The 21549-nt window shown below is 63.7% G+C and carries 15 protein-coding genes; 1 reads left to right on the top strand and 14 read right to left on the bottom strand.

The annotated features are described in order from the left end of the window. Both QSJ95_RS30140 and QSJ95_RS30145 read right to left on the bottom strand, forming a co-directional pair. Nucleotides 1–574, bottom strand: a 574-nt coding sequence (locus tag QSJ95_RS30140) for a dihydroxy-acid dehydratase domain-containing protein (RefSeq protein WP_285647329.1), incomplete at its 3' end; no start/stop codon positions are given. A gap of 330 nt (nt 575–904) precedes the next feature. Further along, a complete protein-coding gene (locus QSJ95_RS30145; RefSeq protein ID WP_285647331.1) occupies nt 905–2101 on the bottom strand; it encodes a class I SAM-dependent rRNA methyltransferase in 1197 nt (398 codons plus the stop codon). Nucleotides 2102–2344: 243 nt separating this feature from the next. On the opposite strand from QSJ95_RS30145, the gene QSJ95_RS30150 reads away from it, so the two are divergent. Continuing rightward, nucleotides 2345–3169, top strand: coding sequence for an HDOD domain-containing protein (locus QSJ95_RS30150; protein ID WP_285647399.1), 825 nt, complete (start codon nt 2345–2347; stop codon nt 3167–3169). A gap of 348 nt (nt 3170–3517) precedes the next feature. Here QSJ95_RS30150 and QSJ95_RS30155 read toward each other — a convergent pair whose 3' ends face one another. From QSJ95_RS30155 to QSJ95_RS30210, 12 genes are all read right to left on the bottom strand, one after another. After that, complete coding sequence (locus tag QSJ95_RS30155; protein WP_009613907.1) at nt 3518–5422, bottom strand: beta-ketoacyl synthase; 1905 nt, start codon at nt 5420–5422, stop codon at nt 3518–3520. A gap of 283 nt (nt 5423–5705) precedes the next feature. Beyond that, the gene (gene arcC / locus QSJ95_RS30160) at nt 5706–6638 is read right to left on the bottom strand and encodes a carbamate kinase (protein ID WP_043268297.1); all 933 of its coding nucleotides are present in this window, start codon (nt 6636–6638) and stop codon (nt 5706–5708) included. A 70-nt stretch (nt 6639–6708) separates the two neighbouring features. After that, on the bottom strand, nt 6709–7719 hold the full coding sequence (locus tag QSJ95_RS30165) for an ornithine carbamoyltransferase (protein ID WP_009613905.1): 1011 nt from the start codon (nt 7717–7719) through the stop codon (nt 6709–6711). A gap of 109 nt (nt 7720–7828) precedes the next feature. Beyond that, nucleotides 7829–9085: an arginine deiminase gene (gene arcA, locus QSJ95_RS30170; protein WP_009613904.1), complete on the bottom strand. Its 1257-nt coding sequence runs from the start codon at nt 9083–9085 to the stop codon at nt 7829–7831. A gap of 17 nt (nt 9086–9102) precedes the next feature. Continuing rightward, nucleotides 9103–10551 (bottom strand): arginine-ornithine antiporter, encoded by a 1449-nt coding sequence (gene arcD / locus QSJ95_RS30175; protein ID WP_081884577.1) that lies wholly within the window; start codon nt 10549–10551, stop codon nt 9103–9105. 590 nt (nt 10552–11141) lie between these two features. Continuing rightward, nucleotides 11142–12536, bottom strand: a complete 1395-nt coding sequence (locus QSJ95_RS30180; RefSeq protein WP_285647338.1) for a sigma-54-dependent transcriptional regulator — start codon at nt 12534–12536, stop codon at nt 11142–11144. Beyond that, on the bottom strand, nt 12533–14344 hold the full coding sequence (locus QSJ95_RS30185) for a sensor histidine kinase (protein WP_285647341.1): 1812 nt from the start codon (nt 14342–14344) through the stop codon (nt 12533–12535). Before QSJ95_RS30185 ends, QSJ95_RS30180 begins: the two co-directional genes overlap by 4 nt. 107 nt (nt 14345–14451) lie before the next feature. Further along, complete coding sequence (gene rfbC / locus QSJ95_RS30190) at nt 14452–14997, bottom strand: dTDP-4-dehydrorhamnose 3,5-epimerase (RefSeq protein ID WP_058488093.1); 546 nt, start codon at nt 14995–14997, stop codon at nt 14452–14454. Continuing rightward, nucleotides 14997–15878: a glucose-1-phosphate thymidylyltransferase RfbA gene (gene rfbA, locus QSJ95_RS30195; RefSeq protein ID WP_285647344.1), complete on the bottom strand. Its 882-nt coding sequence runs from the start codon at nt 15876–15878 to the stop codon at nt 14997–14999. Before rfbA ends, rfbC begins: the two co-directional genes overlap by 1 nt. Nucleotides 15879–15886: 8 nt before the next feature. Then, entirely contained in the window at nt 15887–16783 is an 897-nt protein-coding gene (rfbD, locus tag QSJ95_RS30200; protein ID WP_285647346.1) for a dTDP-4-dehydrorhamnose reductase, read from the bottom strand. Next, nucleotides 16780–17838, bottom strand: coding sequence for a dTDP-glucose 4,6-dehydratase (rfbB, locus tag QSJ95_RS30205; protein ID WP_269962110.1), 1059 nt, complete (start codon nt 17836–17838; stop codon nt 16780–16782). Before rfbB ends, rfbD begins: the two co-directional genes overlap by 4 nt. A 363-nt stretch (nt 17839–18201) precedes the next feature. After that, a complete protein-coding gene (locus QSJ95_RS30210; RefSeq protein WP_160329395.1) occupies nt 18202–21540 on the bottom strand; it encodes a glycosyltransferase in 3339 nt (1112 codons plus the stop codon). Nucleotides 21541–21549: the final 9 nt, after the last annotated feature.

The raw sequence follows: 21549 nt of genomic DNA on the forward strand, positions 1-21549 counted from the left end.
AGCCGCAGGTGGGGCAGGCGCTGCGCTCGTATTCGGCGACCTTCTCGTCGGAGCAGGAATCGTCCGCCGCGACCACCATGGCGTCGACCAGGTCCAGGCCGTGGCTGGCCAGCTTGGTCTTGCCGGCCTCCATCGGCCCGCCGGAAACGAACACCACCGGGATGTTCAGGCGCAGGGCGGCCATCAGCATGCCGGGGGTGATCTTGTCGCAGTTGGAGATGCAGACGATGGCGTCGGCGCAGTGGGCGTTGACCATGTATTCCACGGAGTCGGCGATGATCTCGCGGCTCGGCAGGGAATAGAGCATGCCGTCGTGGCCCATGGCGATGCCGTCGTCGACGGCTATGGTGTTGAATTCCTTGGCCACGCCGCCGGCCTTCTCGATCTCGCGGGCGACCAGCTGGCCCAGGTCCTTCAGATGTACGTGGCCGGGCACGAACTGGGTGAAGGAGTTGGCGATGGCGATGATCGGTTTCTTGAAGTCTTCGTCCTTCATCCCGGTGGCGCGCCAGAGGGCGCGGGCGCCGGCCATGTTGCGGCCGTGGGTGGAGGTTTTCGAGCGGTAATCGGGCATGACGAGTTCCTGCGGCTAATCAGGCATCGGTAAGAGTCTTATCGTGAGCGTCGTTCGAGGCACATGCAAACGGCAGATGGAGCTGCATGCTCGGAGGGGGCTGCAAGACGGGGCGGGGTCACCGCCCGCGCGGCCGGGGCTCACGGGCCCGCCGGGGGATGTTGGCGAGGGATGTGCAGGATTCTACGCCGGCCGCCGCCGTCAGGGAAAGGCTGATGGTCGGCGGGGGGGCAGCTGGAAGCCTGAAGCTGGAAGCTTGAAGAAAGAGCGGCGCCTGGAATACTTTTCCAGCTTCCAGCTTCCAGCTTCCAGCTTCCAGCTTTGAAGCTATCAGCTATTGGGCAACAACCGCACCGTCAGACTCTTGATATAGCGGGTCTCGGCGATGGCCGGGTGCACCGGGTGGTCCGGGCCCTGGCCGCCGCGTTCCAGCAGCTGGAGGTTGCGGTCCAGGTGGCGGGCGCTGCCGAGCAGGATGTTCTGCAGGTCGTCCTCGGGCAGGTGCATGGAGCAGGAGGCGCTGACCAGGATGCCGTCCTTGGAGAGCAGGCGCATGGCCTGTTCGTTGAGGCGGCGGTAGGCGGCCTCGCCGTTCTTCAGGTCCTTCTTGCGCTTGATGAAGGCCGGCGGGTCGGCGATGACCACGTCGAAGCGCTCGTCGGCGGCCTTCAGCTCGCGCAGGGCGTCGAACACGTCGCCTTCCACGCAGGCGACCTTGTCGGACAGGCCGTTGAGGGTGGCGTTGCGCTCCACGCCGTCGAGGGCGAAGCCGGAGGCGTCCACGCACATCACGTCGCTGGCGCCGAAGGCCGCGGCCTGGATGCCCCAGCCGCCGATGTAGCTGAACAGGTCGAGCACGCGCTTGCCTTTCACGTAGGGCGCCAGGCGCGCGCGGTTCATGCGGTGATCGTAGAACCAGCCGGTCTTCTGCCCGGCCAGCACCGGGGCCTCGAAGCGCACGCCGTTCTCTTCCAGGGCGACCCATTCGGGCACTTCGCCGTAGGCATTCTCCACGTAGCGCTCCAGGCCTTCGGCATCGCGCGCGCTGGAGTCGTTCTTCCACAGCACGGCAGCGGGCTTGAGCACCTGCAGCAGGGCGGCGAGCACGTCGTCGCGGTGCTTCTCCATGGTCGCCGAGGCGAGCTGCACCACCAGCACGTCGCCGAAGCGGTCCACCACCAGGCCGGGGAGCAGGTCGGCGTCACCGTAGACCAGGCGGTAGAAGGGCTTGTCGAAGAGGCGCTCGCGCAGGCTCAGGGCGACGTTGAGGCGGTGTACCAGCAGCGATTTGTCGAGAACGTGCTTGGTGTCGCGGGAAACCAGGCGTGCACAGATCAGGTTGTTGGGGCTCAGCGCCACCACGCCCAGCGGCTTGCCGTTGGCCATCTCGAGGATCGCCTGGTCGCCGGCGGCGAAGGCGTTCAGCGGCGTGGCCTGGACATCCACCTCGTTGCTGTAGACCCACAGGTGGCCGGCGCGCAGGCGGCGCTCGGCGTTGGCTTTCAGACGCAAGCTGGGCAGGGTCATGGCGGTGCTCCGGGAAAAAGAGCGAGATTATAACCGCTGGCCGCCGGGGTTGCCGATGCCGCGCGGGCGTGACGAGCAGGCATAAAGTTCGCGCCGCGGCTGCCGATACGGTTCTGTCTAAATCGGCAGTTCCAGAAGTCGTCCGTCTGGGTAAACTGTGCGCCCCGTCAACTTTTCCAGACCGTCCCCATGGTCCAAGAACTCTCCGCCGAACAGATCCGCCAGACCCTGCAGGGCATCAGCGTGCCGCCGCAACCGCAGATCATGGTCGACCTGCAGATGGAACAGGTCATGCCCAACCCCGACCTGAAGGCCATCGCCAAGCTCATCAGCCAGGACCCCGGGTTGTCCGGCGCGTTGCTCAAGCTGGTCAACTCGCCGTTCTTCGGCCTGGCCAACCGCATCACCTCGATCCAGCGCGCGGTCAACCTGCTGGGCAGCCGCTCGGTGATCAACCTGATCAACGCCCAGTCGATCAAGGGCGAGATGAGCGACGACACCATCGTCACCCTCAACCGCTTCTGGGACACCGCCCAGGACGTGGCCATGAGCTGCCTGACCCTGGCCAAGCGCATCGGCTACGAGTCGGTGGACGAGGCCTATGCCCTGGGGCTGTTCCACAATTGCGGCATCCCGCTGATGCTCAAGCGCTTCCCGCACTACATGGCGGTGCTGGAGGAGGCCTATGCCAGCGCCAGCGACGAGCGCCGCGTGGTGGACACCGAGAACCGCGTGCTGAACACCAACCACGCCGTGGTCGGCTACTTCACCGCGCGTTCCTGGCGCCTGCCGGAGCACGTCTGCGAGGCCATCGCCAACCACCACAACGCGCTCACGGTGTTCAGCGAGGAAAGCAGCCGCAACACCCAGCTGAAGAACCTCCTGGCGATCCTCAAGATGGCCGAGCACATCTGCGGCTCGCACCGCATCCTCGGCAACCAGCCGGAGGATCACGAGTGGGAGAGCATCCGCTCCCTGGTGCTGGATTACGTGGGGCTGACCGAGTACGACTTCGAGAACCTGAAGTCGAGCATCCTCGAGCTGGGCGTGGGGCAGGGGAGCTATTAGGGATCGCGGACGGAGTCCGTTCCTATCATCGTGCTTCCCCGCAACGTAGGGCGTATAACCGTTCGCGGTTATCCGCCGTTGGCAGGAATACCGATGCCCTTTAAGAGCGCCCTCTCCCCAACCCTCTCCCGCAAGCGGGAGAGGGGGCTGCCCTGAGCGGCGTCGAAGCCAGGCACCGTCCTCATACCCCCGGGAGCCCAGAAAACAACGTAGGAGCGGGCCCTGCCCGCGATTCGCGCGCAGGGCGCGCTCCTACAGGTGCAAGAGAGCCGACCGAAGTGCGCCAAGGCGCGGGACAGCACAATGAAAAAGCCGGGCATCTGCCGGCTTTTTCATGAGCGCGGCGCTTTAGTCGAGCATGTCGCTGAAGCGCTCGTCCTTCTTGTACACCAGCGGCTGGGCGAAGCCCGGCACGCTCATTTCCTCGGCGCCGATGCGGATGTCGCGGTCGTCGATCATGTCGTTGCCGAAGTTGTAGATGATGTCGAACTGGCCCTTGAGCGCCTGTTCCTCGTAGCGCTGGGCGGCGGCGCGGGTCTGTTCGCGGCGCGCCTGGTAGGCGTCGAAGGCGGCGGCGCCGTGGCGCTTGCGCAGCATCTTCTCGGCCAGGCGCGGGGAGAGCAGCACGCCGGTGGCGTTGTTGCCGCCGAAGCCCTTGGAGTTGATGAAGCAGACGTCCAGGTCGTCGCGGCGGCGGTCCTTGTTGGACAGCGCGATGCGATCCTTGTGCACGTCGGCGGCGAAGGTCTCGACGGTCTTGATGCCCGGCAGCAGGCCGTACTTGAAGGTGCCCAGGGCGGAGACCAGCTGGTCGGCGCTGGCGGTGGCCAGGGAGTGGCCGACGAAGGCCTTGACCGCGGCCACCGGCCAGTCGGCGATGCCGAAGGCCTTGGCCACGCGGTCGAGGATTTCCGACTCGGTGACGCGGTTGGCCGGGGTGCTGGAGCCGTGGGCGTGGACGAAGCTGTGGCGGCGCACGCCTTCCTCGCCGACGATCTGCATGGCGGCGGCCACGGCCTTGGCCATGGTCAGGTAGTTGCCTGGGCCGGGGGCGGAGATGGATTTCTTGAAGCCGTCGGCGTTGATGAAGACGTCGGTCACCGCGCCGTGGATGTCGGCGCCCAGCTCCAGGGCCAGGGCGTCGTCCATCAGCACCACGTACTGGCTGGATTCGGCCAGGGTGAAGCCGCAGTTCTCGCCGAACGGGCGGCTGGCGCGGCGGAAGTCCACGTCCGGGCGGCCCTCGATGTTGCGCAGGCCTTCCTCGGTGGCCAGGGCGCTCATGGCCGCGTAGCCCTCGACGATTTCCGAGGTGATCGGCGCTTCGCTGTTGCCCACCACGACCACCCGCGCCTGGCCGGAGGTGATGGCCTCGATGCCTTTCTGCAGGTTGTAGAGGAAGGTGGCGCAGGCGCCGGTGACGCTGCCGGTGAGGCCGACGCTGCCCAGCACGTAGGCGTTGATGAAGTCGGTGGGCATGCTGTTGAAGCCCAGCGGCAGCTGCTTGGCGCTGACGCGGTGGCCCTTGAGGCGCGACTGCAGCAGGCCGCCGAAGCCGTTGTCGTCGAGCTGGCTCATGATGCTGCTGGAGAACACGGCGATTTCGTCGGGCTGCACGCGGTCGACGATGCGCTGCCAGTCGATGCCCACCGAGCGGATCGCGTCGGTGGCGCCCACCACGGCCATCTGCAGGCCGCGCGGGTGGAAGCGCGAGGCGTACAGCTCGCCCGGCTCGAAGCCGGTGGGCAGCTGGCCGGCGGACTTCACCGGCATCTCGCGGTAGCTGTCGACCTTGACCTCGACGCTGTCGTGGAGGGTGACGCGCACCTGGTTGTCGGCCAGTTCTTCCACCGACCAGTTGGCCGGCAGCGGCTCGGGCAGCTGCTTGCGCGCGGTGGTGAAGCTCAGCGGCTGGGCGCCGTCGGCTTCCAGGGTGAGGTTCTTGTGCCAGTGCGCGGCATCGACGTCGAAGTACTGCTTCTCGATGCGGCGGATCAGGGTGGAGCCGAGGATCTGCGCGGCATGCCGCCGCTCGATGGCGGCCAGGTCCAGGCGCGCGCCGTCGGCGGCGTCCAGGTAGTGGCCGTCCTCGAACTTCACCAGCTTCATCATCACGGCCAGGCCGGCGAGGGTCTGCTGGCGGGCCTGCTCGTCCAGGGACTCCAGGACGGTGCGACGGAACGCATGGTGGAAGGAACTGCGACCCGCGGCGTTATACCCACCAAAACCAACGATGACCGGTAGTCGAGACATCTCTCGCAAACTCCTTCATATAGGCCCGTCCTGTGCAGGACCGGATGGCGCGACCAGGGTGCACGCGAGGCGCAGAGAGGCGACATCACGGATCAGGGGCACAAGCCCGGCGGCAGCTCTGTGATTGGAATGCTTATGCTGACGAGGATGATGACTGCCGAGTCACGCTTTTGGCCAGGGATTGACGGCGAAAGGCGACGAACTTGCCAGGAAGGAGGGGTGGAACGGATGCGCGAAGACGCCGGGAGCCGGTGTGGCTCCCGGGCGGGGTTGCAGAACGGACTCAGCGGTACTCGATGCCGGGTTTTTTGGTGCTGACGCGGGTGCCGGACTTGCCCTGGGTGATGGCCACGATGTTTTCCAGCGAGCCGATCACCGCGTCCTTGCCGGTGGCGCGGGCGAATTCGGCGGCGGCCTGGACTTTCGGGCCCATGGAGCCGGCGGCGAAGCCGAGGCGTTCCAGTTCGTCCGGGTGGGCTTGGGCGATGGCCTTCTGCGTCGGCTTGCCCCAGTCGATGTAGGCCGCGTCGACGTCGGTGGCGATGATCAGGATGTCGGCATCCAGTTCCTGGGCCAGCAGCGAGGAGCACAGGTCCTTGTCGATCACCGCCTCGACGCCGGAGAGTTTCTTGCCGGAGTCGTCGTACATGGTCGGGATGCCGCCGCCGCCGGCGCAGATGACGATGGTGCCTTTCTCCAGCAGCCATTTCACCGGGCGGATCTCGAAGATGCGCTTGGGTCGCGGGCTGGCCACCACGCGGCGGAACTTGTCGCCGTCCGGGGCGATGCTCCAGCCTTTCTCCTTGGCCAGGGCTTCGGCTTCTTCCTTGGTGTAGACCGGGCCGATCGGCTTGGTCGGATGCTGGAAGGCCGGGTCCTTGGCGTCCACCTCGACCTGGGTGAGGATGGTGGCGAAGGGCACTTCGAAGGGCAGCAGGTTGCCCATTTCCTGTTCGATCATGTAGCCGATCATGCCCTCGGTCTCGGCGCCGAGGACGTCCAGCGGATACGGCGTGACCTTGTCGTAGGCGGCGCCCTGCAGGGCCAGCAGGCCCACTTGCGGGCCGTTGCCGTGGGCGATCACCAGTTCGTTGCCAGGCGCCACTTTGGCGATCTGTTCGGCGGCGATCCTTACGTTTTCACGCTGGTTGGCCGCAGTCATGGGTTCGCCACGACGCAGCAGGGCGTTGCCGCCCAATGCGACGACGATACGCATAGTCATTTCCTCCTGAAGCTGAAGACGCCCCCCGGGCCGGCAAGCCGGGCCCGGGGAGCGCATCCGTCGATCACATGTCGGCGAGGGTCGAAACGAGGATCGCCTTGATGGTGTGCATGCGGTTCTCCGCTTGCTCGAAGGCGATGTTGTACGGGGATTCGAAGACGTCTTCGGTGACTTCGATGCCGTTCTTCAGGTTCGGGTACTGGGCGGCGATCTGCTGGCCGACCTTGGTCTCGCTGTTGTGGAAGGCCGGCAGGCAGTGCATGAACTTCACGCGCGGGTTGCCGGCGGCTTTCATGATGTCCAGGTTGACCTGGTAGGGCAGCAGTTCCTTGATGCGCTCGCCCCAGGCTTCCACCGGCTCGCCCATGGAAACCCAGACGTCGGTGTGGATGAAGTCCACGCCCTTGACGGCTTCCTTCGGGTCTTCGGTGAGGGTGATGCGGGCGCCGCTTTCCTCGGCGAATTTCTTGCAGGCGGCGACGTGTTCGTCGCTCGGCCACAGCGCTTTCGGCGCGGCGATGCGCACGTCCATGCCGAGCTTGGCGCCGATCAGCAGCAGGGAGTTGCCCATGTTGTTGCGGGCGTCGCCCAGGTAGGCGTAGGCGATGTCGTGCAGCGGCTTGTCGCTGTGCTCGCGCATGGTCAGCACGTCGGCCAGCATCTGCGTCGGGTGGTACTCGTCGGTCAGGCCGTTGAACACCGGTACGCCGGCGTACTGCGCCAGTTCCTCGACGATCTCCTGCTTGAAGCCACGGTACTCGATGGCGTCGTACATGCGGCCGAGCACGCGGGCGGTGTCCTTCATGCTCTCCTTGTGGCCGATCTGCGAGGAGTTGGGGTCGATGTAGGTGACGTTGGCGCCCTGGTCATAGGCGGCGACCTCGAAGGCGCAACGGGTGCGGGTGGAGGTCTTCTCGAAGATCAGGGCGATGTTGTTGCCCTTGAGGTGTTGCTGCTCGGTGCCGGTGTACTTGGCGCGCTTGAGGTCGCGGGACAGGTCGAGCAGGTAGCGCAACTCGCGGGTGCTGTGGTGCATCAGGCTGAGCAGGTTGCGGTTGTGCATGTTGAAAGCCATGTTCTTTCTCCTTGTGGGATGGGATCGGCCCTCGTCAGTACAGCTTGTGGCTGGCGGGGCGGGCGGCCCTGGCCGGGGCCGCCGCATTGAGTAGGGTGGACTGTGGCGATCAGTAGTCGATCGGGTCGCGGATGATCGGGCAGGTCATGCAGTGGCCGCCGCCACGGCCGCGGCCGAGCTCGCCGGCGCTGATGGTGATGACTTCCACGCCGGCCTTGCGCAGCAGCGTGTTGGTGTAGGTGTTGCGGTCGTAGCCGATGACCACGCCGGGCTCGACGCAGACCACGTTGTTACCGTCGTCCCACTGCTCGCGCTCGGCGGCGAAGCTGTTGCCGCCGGTCTCGACGATGCGCAGTTTCTTCAGGCCCAGGGCCTCGGCGACCACGCTGATGAAGTCCTTCTCCTCGCGCTGCACGTTGATGCCGTAGGGGCTCTTCTCGTCCGGGCGCAGGGTGAAGGCGACGATTTCCTTGACCACTTCGGGGAAGACGGTGACCAGGTCGCGGTCGCAGAAGCTGAACACGGTGTCCAGGTGCATGGCCGCGCGGGACTTCGGCAGGCCGGCGACTATGACTTTCTCGACCGCGCCCTTGGCGAACAGCGACTGGGCGACCTGGCCGATGGCCTGGCGGGAAGTCCGCTCGCCCATGCCGATCAGCACCACACCATTGCCGATGGGCATGACGTCGCCGCCTTCGAGGGTGGAGGAGCCGTGGTCCTTGTCCGGGTCGCCGTACCAGATTTCGAATTCGGCGTTGGTGAATTCCGGGTGGAACTTGTAGATGGCGGTGGTCAGCAGGGTTTCCTGGCGACGCGCCGGCCAGTACATCGGGTTCAGGGTCACGCCGCCGTAGATCCAGCAGGTGGTGTCGCGGGTGAACTGGGTGTTGGGCAGCGGCGGCAGCAGGAAGCTGGAGTGGCCCAGGTAGTCGCGGAACATCTTCAGCGGCTTGGAGCCTTCGCTTTCCGGGATGTCGTCGGCGGTCACGCCACCGATGAGGAATTCGGCCAGTCGTCGCGGCTCGAGGCCTTCCAGCCAGGCGCGCAGTTCGTGGGTCAGGCCCAGGCCGACGCTGTCGGCGGTGATCTTGCGATCGAGGATCCATTTCAGCGCTTCGGGGTTCTGGACGGTCTCGGTCAGCAGGTTGTGCATTTCCAGGACGTCGACGCCGCGCTCGCGCATCTTGGTGACGAAATCGAAGTGGTCGCGCTTGGCCTGGTTTACCCAGATTACGTCGTCGAACAGCAACTCGTCGCAGTTGCTAGGGGTCAGGCGTTGGTGGGCAAGACCGGGCGAGCAGACCATCACTTTGCGCAATTTGCCAGCTTCGGAGTGGACGCCAAGTTTGGTTTTTTCCGTGCTCATGAGTGTCTCCAGTGATGTCACAGAGTGAGGAAGCCGTCGTAGAGGCCATACGCCGCGATCAGCGCGCCGATCACGACACCTGCGAAGATGAGCTTCTCGACGTTGGTGAAGATCGGTTGGCCGACTTCACGTTTCGCTTTCGCGAAGAGGATGACGCCTGGTGCGTACAGCAGCGCCGACAGCAGCAGGTATTTCAGGCCGCCGGCGTAGATCAGCCAGACGGCGTAGATCACCGAGATGCCCGCGATGATCAGGTCCTTGTTGCGCTCGCCCGCATCGTTCTCGTAGGTCTCGCCGCGCACCGCCAGCAGCAGGCCGTAGGCCGCGGACCAGAAGTACGGGATGAGGATCATCGAGGTGGCCAGCAGCAGCATCTTGGTGTACGGGTCCATGCCGCTCGGGTCGCCCGAGGTGAAGAAGACGATGACCAGGAAGACCTGCACGCAGATGTTGGTCAGCCACAGGGCGTTGGCCGGCACCTGGTTGGCGTTCTCCTTGCGCAGGAACTCCGGCATGGTGTGGTCCTTGGCCGCGGCGAACATGATCTCGGCGCACAGCAGCACCCAGGACAACAGGGCACCGAGCAGGGAGATCAGCAGGCCGACGCTGATGAGTATCGCGCCCCAGTGACCGACCACGTGCTCCAGCACCAGCGCCATCGACGGGTTCTGCAGCTTGGCCAGTTCCGGCTGGGTCATCACGCCCATGGACAGCACGTTCACCAGCACCAGCAGCAACAGCACGGTGATGAAGCCGATGACCGTGGCCTTGCCGACGTCGGCGCGTTTTTCCGCGCGGGAGGAGAAGATGCTCGCGCCCTCGATGCCGATGAACACCCACACGGTGACCAGCATCATGTTGCGCACCTGGTTCATCACGCTGCCCAACTCGGGATTGCTCTTGCCCCAGATGTCGGAGGTGAAGATGTCCAGCTTGAAGGCGAACAGGCAGATCAGGATGAACAGGAACAGCGGCACTATCTTGGCGATGGTGGTGATGGTGTTGATGAACGCCGCTTCCTTGATCCCGCGCAGCACCAGGAAGTGCAGGGCCCACAGCAGCACCGACGCCGCGATGATCGCGGGGAGGGTGTCGCCCTTGCCGAAGACCGGGAAGAAGTAACCCAGGGTGCTGAACAGCAGCATGAAGTAGCCGACGTTGCCCAGCCAGGCGCTGATCCAGTAACCCCAGGCCGAGGAGAAGCCCATGTAGTCACCAAAACCGGCCTTGGCGTAGGCATACACACCGCCGTCGAGGTTGGGTTTGCGGTTGGCGAGGGTCTGGAAGACGAAGGCCAGGGTCAGCATGCCGACCGCGGTGATGGCCCAACCGATGAGAATGGCGCCGACGTCTGCACTGGCGGCCATGTTTTGCGGGAGAGAGAAGATCCCCCCGCCGACCATGGAACCGACGACCAGAGCGGTAAGTGCCCCAAGTCGTAGTTTTTGGCTGCTTTCTTGCGACATTTTCGGAATCTCCCTATAGGAGTTGGAGAGTGTAGTCATTAGGCGCCGACTGTCAGGGAACCCCCCTGACCTAAATCAATAGCCTGCTAACAAATGTTTCCAACTGCGCAGCGGTGCCGGGCCGCATGAATAGGAACGATAGGAGAGGTTTGCCGATATCGCCTGATTTAGAGGGGATTCATGTGAAATCCGGATGGCGTTTCGGTGACCGTCAGGCTTTCTATTGATTGCGTGAATGGATTCCCGCGTCGGGGCATGAATCGGAAAAATCTGTCAGAACTTGTTGCAGGCTTCAGAGAGGCAGAAAAAAGCCCGGCATGGCCGGGCTGCTTTCTATAAGGAGATGCCCATACAGGGTCGCTGCACAGGCGGCGCGCCCACCGTGCGGAGGGGCGCAGGGCCGGGTGGCCGAAGGGACACCGCCGGGCTTGTGGCCTGGCGGGCGCCACGACGCGGGGCCGGGGCGAGAAGGATGCGCAAGGCACCGGGGAGGCGTATCGCAAGCTCCGTGCCATACGCGAGGTGCGCTGGAGCGCCCATGTGGCCTGGGGTTCAGCAGGTGGGTAGGGCCGGCGTCGGCAAGATTCCGCTTATGCGTCGGCTTCTTCGGCGGGATTCCCGCCAGTGCCACTGAACAGCAGCCCATGTTTGCGCAGCTTGTCATGCAAGGTCTTGCGCGGGATGCCCAAGGCCTCGGCCAGGCTGCGTAGCGAGGCGTGCTGGTTGGCCATCTCCGCGGCGATCAGGGCGCGCTCGAAGGCTTCCACCTGCTCGTTCAGGGAGTTGCCGGAAATCGCCGCCGGCACCTGTGCGGCCTGTTCGTCCAGGCCAAGGTCCAGGCCCAGGGCGAAGCGCTCGGCGACGTTCTGCAGCTCGCGCACATTGCCCGGCCAGCTGTGGCCCAGCAGTTGTGCGCGTTGCGTGCTGGCGAGGCTGCGCGAAGGGATGCCATGGCGTTGTGCGGCGAGTTCGGAGAAGTGCTGGAACAGCAGCAGGATGTCTTCGCCGCGCTCGCGCAGCGGCGGAATGCGCAGGCTGGCGACGTTCAGGCGGTAATAGAGGTCGGCGCGGAAACGTCCGTCGTCGGCGGCCAGGCGCAGGTCTTCCTTGGTCGCGGCGATGATGCGGATGTCCAGCGGAATCAGCTGGTTCGAACCCAGCCGCTCGACCACCCGTTCCTGCAGCAGGCGCAGCAGCTTGACCTGCACGTCCAGGCTCATGCTCTCGATCTCGTCGAGGAACAGGGTGCCGCCGTTGGCGAACTCGAATTTGCCGATGCGGCGCTTCTGCGCACCGGTGAACGCGCCCTGCTCGTGGCCGAACAGCTCGCTTTCCACCACCGACTCGGCCAGGGCGCCGGCGTTGATGGCGACGAAGGGACCGTTGCGCCGGCTGGACAGGTCGTGCAGCGCACGGGCCACCACTTCCTTGCCGGAGCCGGTCTCGCCGAGGATCAGCACATCGGCCTGCAGCCCGGCCAGGGCAGCTACTTGCTCTTGCAGGCGCTGCATACCGGCCGATTGCCCGACCAGGCGCCCGCGCACTTCCTTGCGTTCGGCCAGGGCCATGCGCAGGCTGCGGTTCTCCAGCACCAGGCGACGCACCTCCAGGGCACGGCGCACGCTGTCGAGCAGGGCGTCGCTGGGGAAGGGCTTCTCGAGGAAGTCATAGGCGCCGGCGCGCATGGCCTTGACCGCCAGGGGCACGTCGCCATGCCCGGTGATCAGGATCACCGGCAACTCCGGGTCCTGGGCATGCAACTGTTCCAGCAACTGCAGGCCGTCGACGCCAGGCATGCGGATATCGCTCACCACCACGCCCGGCCAGTCGCGCGCGAGGCTGGCGTCCAGTTCCCGGGCATCGCCCAGGCTGGTGGCGCGGAAGCCGGCGAGGTCGAGGGTCTGGCCCAGCGCCTGGCGCAGGTGCGGGTCATCGTCGATCAGCAGGACCTGGGTATCGGCGGCGAATGCGGCGCTGCTCGTCATGCGCGGGTTTCCTCCTGGGGCGTCGGCATCACGCCGGGGACTCCCGGCAACAGGTGCAATTGTACGAGAGCGCCGCCCTCGGGGTGATTGCCCAGTTCCAGGCGGCCGCCGAGGGCGCGTAGCAGGGTATCGCAGATGGCCAGGCCAAGGCCCAGGCCCTTGGCGCTGGTCTTGGTAGTGAAGAAGGGTTCGCGGGCGTGGGCCAGGGCTTGTTCCGAGAAGCCTGGGCCGTTGTCGCGCAGGTACAGGACGATGCCGTCCGGCTTCTGCTCGGCCGTGAGCCAGAGGCGCCGCGGCGGGGCCTTCTCGCTGAGGGCGTCGAGTGCGTTGGAGAGCAGGTTGGCGAGGATCTGCCGCAAGCGCGTTTCCCCGGCCTGCACCCAGATCGGCGCGTCGGGCAGGTCACGCTGCAACTCGACGTTCATTGCCTGGCGCCGGCTGGCCACCAGGGCCAGGGCATCGTTGATCGCCGGTTGCAGGGCTACGTTCTCCGGCGCACGCCGCGCACCGCGGGCATAGGCCTTGAGATGGGCGATGATCGAGGCCATGCGCTCGGTCAGTGAGCTGATCTGATCGAGATTGCCGCGGGCGTCGTCGAGGCGCTGGTGGTCGAGCAGCACCCGGGCGTTGTCGGCGTAGCTGCGGATGGCGGCGAGCGGCTGGTTGAGCTCGTGGCTGATGCTCGCCGACATAGTGCCCAGGGCAGTCAGTTTGCCGGCCTGGACCACTTCGTCCTGGGCGTGCATCAACTCGCGTTGAGCCTGCTCGCGGTCGTGTACCTCCTGCTGCAGACGGGCGTTGGCATCTTCCAGTTCCTGGGTGCGCTCCAGTACGCGCATCTCCAGCTGGCGCTTGGCCTGGGCCTCCAGGGCGATGCGCTCGAGATAGTGACGGCGGCTGATGCTCAGCAGGGCGAGCAACAGCAGCAGGGTCATGAGGGTTGCGCCGCCTATCAGCAGCACGCTGCGTACTGGCCTGTCGATCTGCGCCTTCGGCGTGTAGATGCTCACCGTCCAGCCGGTTTCCGGAAGTTCGCGGCTGAGGCTGATCCAGCGTTTCTCATCGATTCGCAGCGGCTTGGGATCGAGCACCGGATAGGGAATGTTCTCGGCGATCTCACGCCGCTTGGCCGGCGACAGCGGACGGCTGGCATGGAAACGCCAGGCGCTGTTGGAGGAAAGGATGACCACGCCATTGCTGTCGGTGACCAGCAGTTGCTCCGGGGTATTGCCCCAGAGCTGTTCCATGTGTTCCAGGTCCAGCTTGACCACCAGCACGCCCAGCAATCTGTCGGGATCCCGGACTTCGCTGGCGAAGTAGTAGCCGCGCCGGTTGGAGGTGGTGCCGAGGCCGAAGAAGCGCGCCGGTTTACCCTGGATCGCGTCCTTGTAATAAGGGCGGAAGGCGAAGTTGCGGCCGACGAAGCTGTCCGGCTGGTCCCAGTTGGAGGCGGCCTGGGTCTGCCCGTCGGGGCGCATCAGGTAGATGACGTCGGCACCGGTGCGCTGGCGGATGTCCGCCAGTCTCGCGTTGGCTGCGTCACGGGTCTGGATGTTGTCAGTGTGCTGCAGTGTGGCGCGAAGCGTAGGCAACTCGCTCAGAACCGGCGGCAGGTCCTCATAGCGTCGCAGCGTGCCGAGCAGGTTGCCGACGTAGAGGTCTAGGGTCTGCTGGTTCTGCTCGGCGAGTTGTTCGCTGTAGTAGCGTTCGGCGAGGTGGTGGAGGGGCCAGAGGAGCAGGGAGAACAGACCGGCCACTATCGCTAGCGTGCGCCAACGGGATAGGTAGTGATTCAAGGTGACGGTCATCGCTCGGAAACGTCCGCCATGAATGCTACACCCTTGAGGCTTGACCGGCAGCAGTTCCCCTGCGGCCGGAGCACCGGTAATCGGCTCGACAAGGCATTTCGCCGCTGCTAGTCGAATACATCAGCTTCAGAGAGGCGCTGCCCCTGGCGGTCCTTGTCGGAGAGCGTGGGCTCTTGCGACAGCGGCCATTCAATTGCCAGGTCCGTGTCGTCCCAGGCTATACAGCGCTCATGCTCTGGTGCCCAGTAATCCGTTGTCTTGTAGAGGAACTCGGCCTGTTCGGAGAGCACTTGGAAGCCATGGGCAAAACCTTCGGGTACCCACAACTGATGCTTGTTCTCCGCGCTCAGTAGCGCACCAACCCATTTCCCAAAGGTCTTCGATGATCGACGCAGGTCGACGGCGACGTCGAATACTTCGCCATCCACGACACGAACCAGCTTTCCCTGAGGGTTTTGAATCTGATAGTGGAGGCCGCGCAGTACGCCCTTGAGCGAGCGGGAGTGGTTGTCCTGAACGAAGGGCGCCGAGCGGTTGATCGCTTCCTCGAATTTGCGCTGGTTGAAGCTTTCGAAGAAGAAACCACGATCGTCGCCGAAGACCTTCGGCTCGATCAGTACAACGTCGGGAATGGCAAGTCGGGTGATCTTCATCAGAATACGGTATTCACAAGCAGGCGTTTCAGGTACTGGCCATAGCCGCTCTTGACCAGCGGGGCGGCCAGGGCTTCGAGCTGCTCGGCGCTGATCCACTTCTGGCGGAAGGCGATCTCTTCCGGGCAGGCGACCTTTAGGCCCTGGCGGTTTTCCAGGGTGGCGATGAAGTGGCTGGCTTCCAGCAGCGAGTCGTGGGTGCCGGTGTCCAGCCAGGCGTAGCCGCGGCCCATGATCTCCACGGAAAGCTTGCCGGCTTCCAGGTAGGCCTTGTTGACGTCGGTGATCTCCAGTTCGCCGCGGGCGGAGGGCTTGATGTTCTTGGCGATGTCTATCACCTGGTTGTCGTAGAAGTACAGGCCGGTCACCGCGTAGCTGGACTTCGGTTTGACCGGCTTTTCCTCGAGGCTGATGGCCTTGCCGTCGGCATTGAACTCGACCACGCCGTAACGCTCCGGATCATGCACGTGGTAGGCGAACACGCTGGCGCCGGAGGTGCGCTGCATGGCGTTGACCAGCAGTTCCTGGAAGTCGTGGCCGTGGTAGATGTTGTCGCCCAGCACCAGGGCGCAGAGGTCGTTGCCGATGAACTCCTCGCCGATCAGGAACGCCTGGGCCAGGCCGTCCGGGGACGGTTGCACGGCGTACTGCAGGTTCAGGCCCCACTGGCTGCCGTCGCCGAGCAGTTGCTCGAAGCGCGGGGTGTCCTGCGGGGTGGAGATGATCAGGATGTCGCGGATGCCCGCCAGCATCAGGGTGCTGAGCGGGTAGTAGATCATCGGCTTGTCATAGACCGGCAGCAGCTGCTTGGAGATGGCCAGGGTCGCCGGATGCAGGCGGGTGCCGGAGCCTCCGGCGAGGATGATGCCTTTGCGTTTCATATTGCTCCCTAGTCTACCAGTTCCCGGATCATGCGTTGGACATGGTACTCCCAGGTGGGCAGTACCAGGCCGAAGGTGCGTTGCAGCTTGTCGTTGGCGAGGCGCGAGTTGGCCGGGCGTTTCGCCGGCAGCGGATATTCGCTGGTGGCGATGGGGGCGATGCGTTCTGGCGTGGCGCGCAGGCCGGCGCCCAGGCGGATGGCTTCGCCGATGACGAACTGGGCATAGCGGTGCCAACTGGTCTCGCCGCTGGCCACCAGATGATAGGTACCGCTGGCGCGTTCGCGCAGGCCGGCATCATGGGCCAGGCGCTGCAGTGCCAGGGCGGTAACGTCGGCGATCAGTTCGGCGCTGGTCGGTGCGCCCACCTGGTCGGCGATGACGCGCAGTTCGTCGCGCTCCTTGGCCAGGCGCAGCATGGTCTTGGCGAAGTTCGCCCCGCGCGCGGCATAGACCCAACTGGTGCGGAAGATCAGGTGGCGGCAGCCGCTCTCGCGGATGGCGAGCTCGCCTTCCAGCTTGGTCTGGCCATAGACGCCCAGGGGGCCGGTGGCAGCGTCTTCCTCGAAGGGCGTGTCGCCGCTGCCGTCGAAGACGTAGTCGGTGGAGTAGTGCACCAGCCAGGCATCGATTTCCCGCGCAGCCTGGGCCAGAGTCGCGACTGCCTCTGCATTGATCCGGCGGGCGGCGTCGATGTCGCTTTCGGCCTTGTCCACCGCGGTGTAGGCGCCGGCGTTGACGATCACGTCGGGACGTTCTTCGGCGACCAGCCTGGCCAGCCCCGCGAGGTCGCTCAGGTCGGCCCGTTGCCGGTCACAGACCACCAGTTGCGCGAGGGGCGCGAGGGCGCGCTGGAGTTCCCAGCCGACCTGGCCGTTGGCGCCGAGTAGAAGAATCTTGTTCATGCGTACTGCTTACCTACCCATTCGCGGTATGCGCCGCTGGTGACATTGTTCACCCAGGCCTGGTTGTCCAGGTACCAGCGGACAGTCTTGCGGATGCCGGTCTCGAAGGTTTCCGCCGGCTTCCAGCCCAGCTCGCGTTCGAGGCGGGTGGCGTCGATGGCGTAGCGGCGGTCGTGACCGGGACGATCTTTGACGAAGGTGATCTGCTCGCGGTAGCTCCGTCCGTCGGTCCGCGGCTGCTCCTGGTCGAGGATGTCGCACAGGGTATGGACCACGTCGATATTGGCTTTCTCGTTCCAGCCGCCGACGTTATAGGTCTCGCCCAATTGGCCGGCTTCCAGCACGCGGCGGATGGCGGCGCAGTGGTCCTTTACGTACAGCCAGTCGCGGACCTGCTGGCCGTCGCCGTAGATCGGCAGCGGCTCGCCGGCGAGGGCGTTGTGGATGACCAGCGGGATCAGCTTCTCGGGGAAGTGATAGGGGCCGTAGTTGTTCGAGCAGTTGGTGGTCAGCACCGGCAGCCCGTAGGTGTGGTGGTAGGCGCGGACCAGGTGGTCGGATGCGGCCTTGGAGGCCGAGTAGGGGCTGTTCGGTTCGTACTTGTTGCTTTCGCGGAAGGCCGGATCGTTCGGGCCCAGCGAGCCGTAGACCTCGTCGGTGGAGACGTGGAGGAAGCGGAAGGCGGCTTTGGGCTCGTCGCCAAGGCCGTTCCAGTAGGCGCGCACCGCTTCCAGCAGGCGGAAGGTGCCGACGATATTGGTCTGGATGAAGTCTTCCGGGCCGTGGATGGAGCGGTCGACGTGGGATTCAGCGGCGAAGTTCAGTATGGCGCGGGGTTGGTGCTCGGCCAGCAGGCGGGAGACCAGTTCGCCATCGCCTATGTCACCGTGCACGAATACGTGCCGCTCGTCACCGTCCAGGCTGGCCAGGTTCTGGCGGTTGCCGGCGTAGGTCAGCTTGTCGAGGCTGATGACCTTTTCGTCACTGCCTGCCAGCCAGTCGAGAACGAAGTTGGCGCCGATGAAGCCGGCGCTGCCGGTTACTAGGATCGTCATGGTGTGCTGAACCCTCTGTGAATTTGGAGAAAACCTGGGGGCTCTCGATAGCTGACAAGGGAGCGGAAGTGCTTAGGACACAGTTGCTATCGACGGGCGGAATAGAGTGCATGAGTTTCCCCCAGTGATCTGCTAGATACTTCATTGCCCTATTCAGAGCAGATGGGAGGGCTGGCCGGGCTGTTAAGAGGGTAGATGACTGCTGCCCTGCCGAGCTCCGTTCATTCAGGGCAGGGAATGGGGTGTCTGCTGTGTCCTGGTGGGGCATTTCATTTCATTCACGATGGCACGCCGTCATGGGGGATGGGCACGGTAGACCATTTCGTATGCCTTACCCCATGAACAGCCTCAGCCATAGCAGAATCAAACCTTTACCGGCTCATCCGCTCTGACCAGGATCGAGTCATCCCAAAGATAGCCATATAGCGCTACGGGGAGGCAGGGGTCATTCCACAAAATACCATCGAAATAGGAATTGAATTCCCGTAGGAAGTTTATTATCTGCATATTGGCTCCCCGAGAATCCACTACACAAAAAAGTCCATTTTCCCAGCATGCCTTGAGTGAGTCGAGAGGCAAGGGGAAGTCCTGAGTTGTGAAGATCTTGTAGTTTTCCCAGTGGAACTTTTCCCCCCCATTCCTCAGCCAACGTGTGGAGTAGTGGCGGCGAACCAAGTTGGTTTTTCTGAATTGCGCAACGGTATCGCCACGCGTGACCGAACCGTCGTGTACCCGATGCCGGTACAAAGGCTTGCCCAGGTAATGGAGTCGGTGCTTCTCCGCAATCTTCAGTGCCAAATCCCAATCCTGCACACCTGAAAATTCGGCATTGCTTCCATTGACCATTTGGTACACGGACCGACGAATGACCTTTAGATGCGAGGCTACCATGCCGTCGAGTAGGTCGGTGCGGATGCGCTCCTGCGTCGAAAAATGCAGATTGGCATAGCCGCCGTAACGGGCGACACGCACTGGCTTGCCCCGTTCATCCACGTCGATTCGGTCCGTGAAGACATAGTCCACGTCGGGATGCTTCTGCAAACAGTCGCGCACCGTCGCCAATGCGCCTGGCTCCAGTTCGTCATCGCAATCCAGGAACGCCACGAATTCTCCGCGTGCCAGGTTGACGGCCACGTTTTGCGTCTCGCTGATCCCCTTATTGGAGGGTTGGATCCGAATTCTCAGCCGTGGGTGGTAATCTATCAGCGCGTTCAGCAAGGTAGCCACGCGTGGGTCGGGCGAGGCGTCGTCCACGCAAACGATTTCCATGGACACATCACCTTGCTCCGCCAACGATGCGAGGCAACCAGGTAGATATTCATAATGCCCGTAGATCGGAATCACCACCGAAATCAGCGGAGTCTGGGTATCACGGGGTAGTACATCCAGTCGCTGCAGGATTTGCTGCGGATCGACCGTGGCAGGTCTATCGGGTATCGCCAGGGTCATATGCTGCGATGTCGACTGGGCTTGAGACTGGAGGGCGGCGATTTCCTGCCGGTAGCTCGGATTCGCGCGATAGCACTGCTCGAACCAGGCCACTACCGATTCGAAAAAGAGAGGTTCGCGTCCCGATAGCATTCCCTCGATCTTGAGTCCGGTCTGCAGCCAGGACCGCCCCATGTTGACGTAAGAACGCCGCATGCTGCCATCGTGCTGGCGGTATATGGCCCAGTGGCCGTGAATATAGCCGAACCGCGCTCCGCCTAAGGCCAGCGACGTCCAGAACAACCAATCCTCCTTGGCCCGGGCGTGGGTGTCGAATGGAGACTCCCCGAACACCCTGCGCTGGAACAAACCACAATGGATGGGAATGCAGAAACCTCGCTCCCAACGGTAAAGAAAATCCTGCTCGGTCAGGTCGAACTGCGCAATGGCTTCGCCTGGCTTCGAGAAATCAGAGCGCGATTCGTCGCATAGCAGGAAATTGCAGACCGAGACGTCCAGATTCGGATTCACCTGTAACTGCGCTACCTGCGCATCGAGTTTGCCTGGGGACAGAAGGTCGTCTGCATCCAGCAATTGGATGAACTGTCCCCGGGCCAGGGCAATGCCACTGTTGCGTGCTCCGGATAGTCCCTGATTAGTTTGCCGATGAATGCGCACGACACCTGGGGCCATTTGTTCAGCTTCAGCCAGAAGCCGCTCCGTTCGTGGGTCTGTACTGCCATCATCTACCACGATGATTTCCAGTGGGTGCCGTGATGCGGCAAGAACCGAAGCAATCGATTGCGGGAGGTAGCGCGCTTGGTTGTAGCAAGGCATCACCACTGAGATGAGTGGTCCTCCGGGCTCGGAGCAAGGAGCAGGTATTGCCTGTTCTGGAGTAGTCGAGAGCGTTCCCACATAGCCAGGAACATCCTTCAGGTTGGTGACAAAGCTTTCCCAACTGTGGCGTGCCAGTATCCGCTCCAGCATTCGGGCCGCTCTTGCCTCGGCCTCCAGAGGGCTCTGGCTTATGGCCTGTAGTGCCTGCTCGTAGTCGCTCACGCTCGGGCGCTCCGGCAACGGGTAGCCTGTTTCCGTGGAGACCAGTTCACCCACTCCTCCCACCGTCGGGGCGATCACAGGAATACCCAGTGCGCCAACCTCGATCAGGATATTGGGCATACCCTCCCAGCGGGAGGTGAACACGAAGGCATCAAAGTCGAACCGATCCAGCCATTCCAGAGGGGATGAGAAAGGCCCTTCGTAGCTCAGGTTGGGCAAGGCCGGCAGTATGGCCCCTGCCTCCAGCACAACCTGGCCGAATACGCGAAAGTCGGCAAAGGTACAACGGCGTACCACATCTAGGAACAGATCGACCCGCTTCTCGGCGTCGAGTCGACCCGCCCAGAGAATCTGGGGACGTTCATTCTTCTGGCCAGGCTTTTCCAGCCAATGTTTGTGACGCTGGGCCAGGCGCTGGCGGCCCAGTTCACGTCCTGTACCGTGAAGCAGGCGGCAGGGCTGATACAAAACAGCCATGCGTGCCCGCTCCTCGGTCGGCAACTCGTACTCCCGGCCAGCGTCGTCAACGAAGCGTTGGTTATCCGACAACAGGCCCGTCAGATGAGGCATGCCCTTCTTCAGGAAGTACGCGGCGTAGCCGATCTTCTGTTGGCCATCAGGTGTGAACTGGAAAGCGAAGATGCTGGCGAAGAGTCGCGTAAAACGCTTCAGACGTTCCCCTTCAGCCAGGATCAGGTGCCATGCCACCTCGCTGTTGATGTTGTGGAAACTTCCGGGTTGTGCCGCCAGTAGCAGGTCTCGCAGTAAGGCCTGCTTGCGGGCATAGCTCAGGTCCTCGCCCAAGTGGTCATCAAATATCACCAGATGTACCCCTTCAGGCACAACCATGCGCTCACTCACAACTTTTCGATCAGTGACCAACAAGACTACGGATTGATCGGGTCGCAGTTGACGCAACGCGCGGCATAAGTTCAGGGCCACCATTTCGGCGCCACCGGTCGCCAGAAATGGCAAAGCGATCCAGTTGTCCGGGGGGCCATATTGCTGGGCATGCTTGCTGATTGCCTGAAGGATATTGGCCAGGGCAACTTCCCGTTCTGTATCTCGGTTATGAAGTGCAACCCCGTTCTCGGTGGGCAGCAGTGCGGCTCGCAATGCCCTGATTATTGCTCGTGGAGTGGGGTCAGAATTGATTGCCTGCAACAGGGGGACAATGCGTTCTCTCAAACGCCACTTGATTGCCTGCGGCAAGGGGAGTTG

Origin of the sequence: Pseudomonas sp. NBRC 100443 (genome assembly GCF_030268185.1) — a bacterium.
Lineage (GTDB): Bacteria > Pseudomonadota > Gammaproteobacteria > Pseudomonadales > Pseudomonadaceae > Pseudomonas > Pseudomonas citronellolis.

What these genes read in the sequence shown, in the direction of transcription:
- QSJ95_RS30145 (WP_285647331.1), bottom strand. Translation starts at nt 2,101, where the DNA reads ATGACCCTGCCCAGCTTGCGTCTGAAAGCCAACGCCGAGCGCCGCCTG.
- QSJ95_RS30155 (WP_009613907.1), bottom strand. Translation starts at nt 5,422, where the DNA reads ATGTCTCGACTACCGGTCATCGTTGGTTTTGGTGGGTATAACGCCGCG.
- arcC (WP_043268297.1), bottom strand. Translation starts at nt 6,638, where the DNA reads ATGCGTATCGTCGTCGCATTGGGCGGCAACGCCCTGCTGCGTCGTGGC.
- QSJ95_RS30165 (WP_009613905.1), bottom strand. Translation starts at nt 7,719, where the DNA reads ATGGCTTTCAACATGCACAACCGCAACCTGCTCAGCCTGATGCACCAC.
- arcA (WP_009613904.1), bottom strand. Translation starts at nt 9,085, where the DNA reads ATGAGCACGGAAAAAACCAAACTTGGCGTCCACTCCGAAGCTGGCAAA.
- arcD (WP_081884577.1), bottom strand. Translation starts at nt 10,551, where the DNA reads ATGTCGCAAGAAAGCAGCCAAAAACTACGACTTGGGGCACTTACCGCT.
- QSJ95_RS30180 (WP_285647338.1), bottom strand. Translation starts at nt 12,536, where the DNA reads ATGACGAGCAGCGCCGCATTCGCCGCCGATACCCAGGTCCTGCTGATC.
- QSJ95_RS30185 (WP_285647341.1), bottom strand. Translation starts at nt 14,344, where the DNA reads ATGACCGTCACCTTGAATCACTACCTATCCCGTTGGCGCACGCTAGCG.
- rfbC (WP_058488093.1), bottom strand. Translation starts at nt 14,997, where the DNA reads ATGAAGATCACCCGACTTGCCATTCCCGACGTTGTACTGATCGAGCCG.
- rfbA (WP_285647344.1), bottom strand. Translation starts at nt 15,878, where the DNA reads ATGAAACGCAAAGGCATCATCCTCGCCGGAGGCTCCGGCACCCGCCTG.
- rfbD (WP_285647346.1), bottom strand. Translation starts at nt 16,783, where the DNA reads ATGAACAAGATTCTTCTACTCGGCGCCAACGGCCAGGTCGGCTGGGAA.
- rfbB (WP_269962110.1), bottom strand. Translation starts at nt 17,838, where the DNA reads ATGACGATCCTAGTAACCGGCAGCGCCGGCTTCATCGGCGCCAACTTC.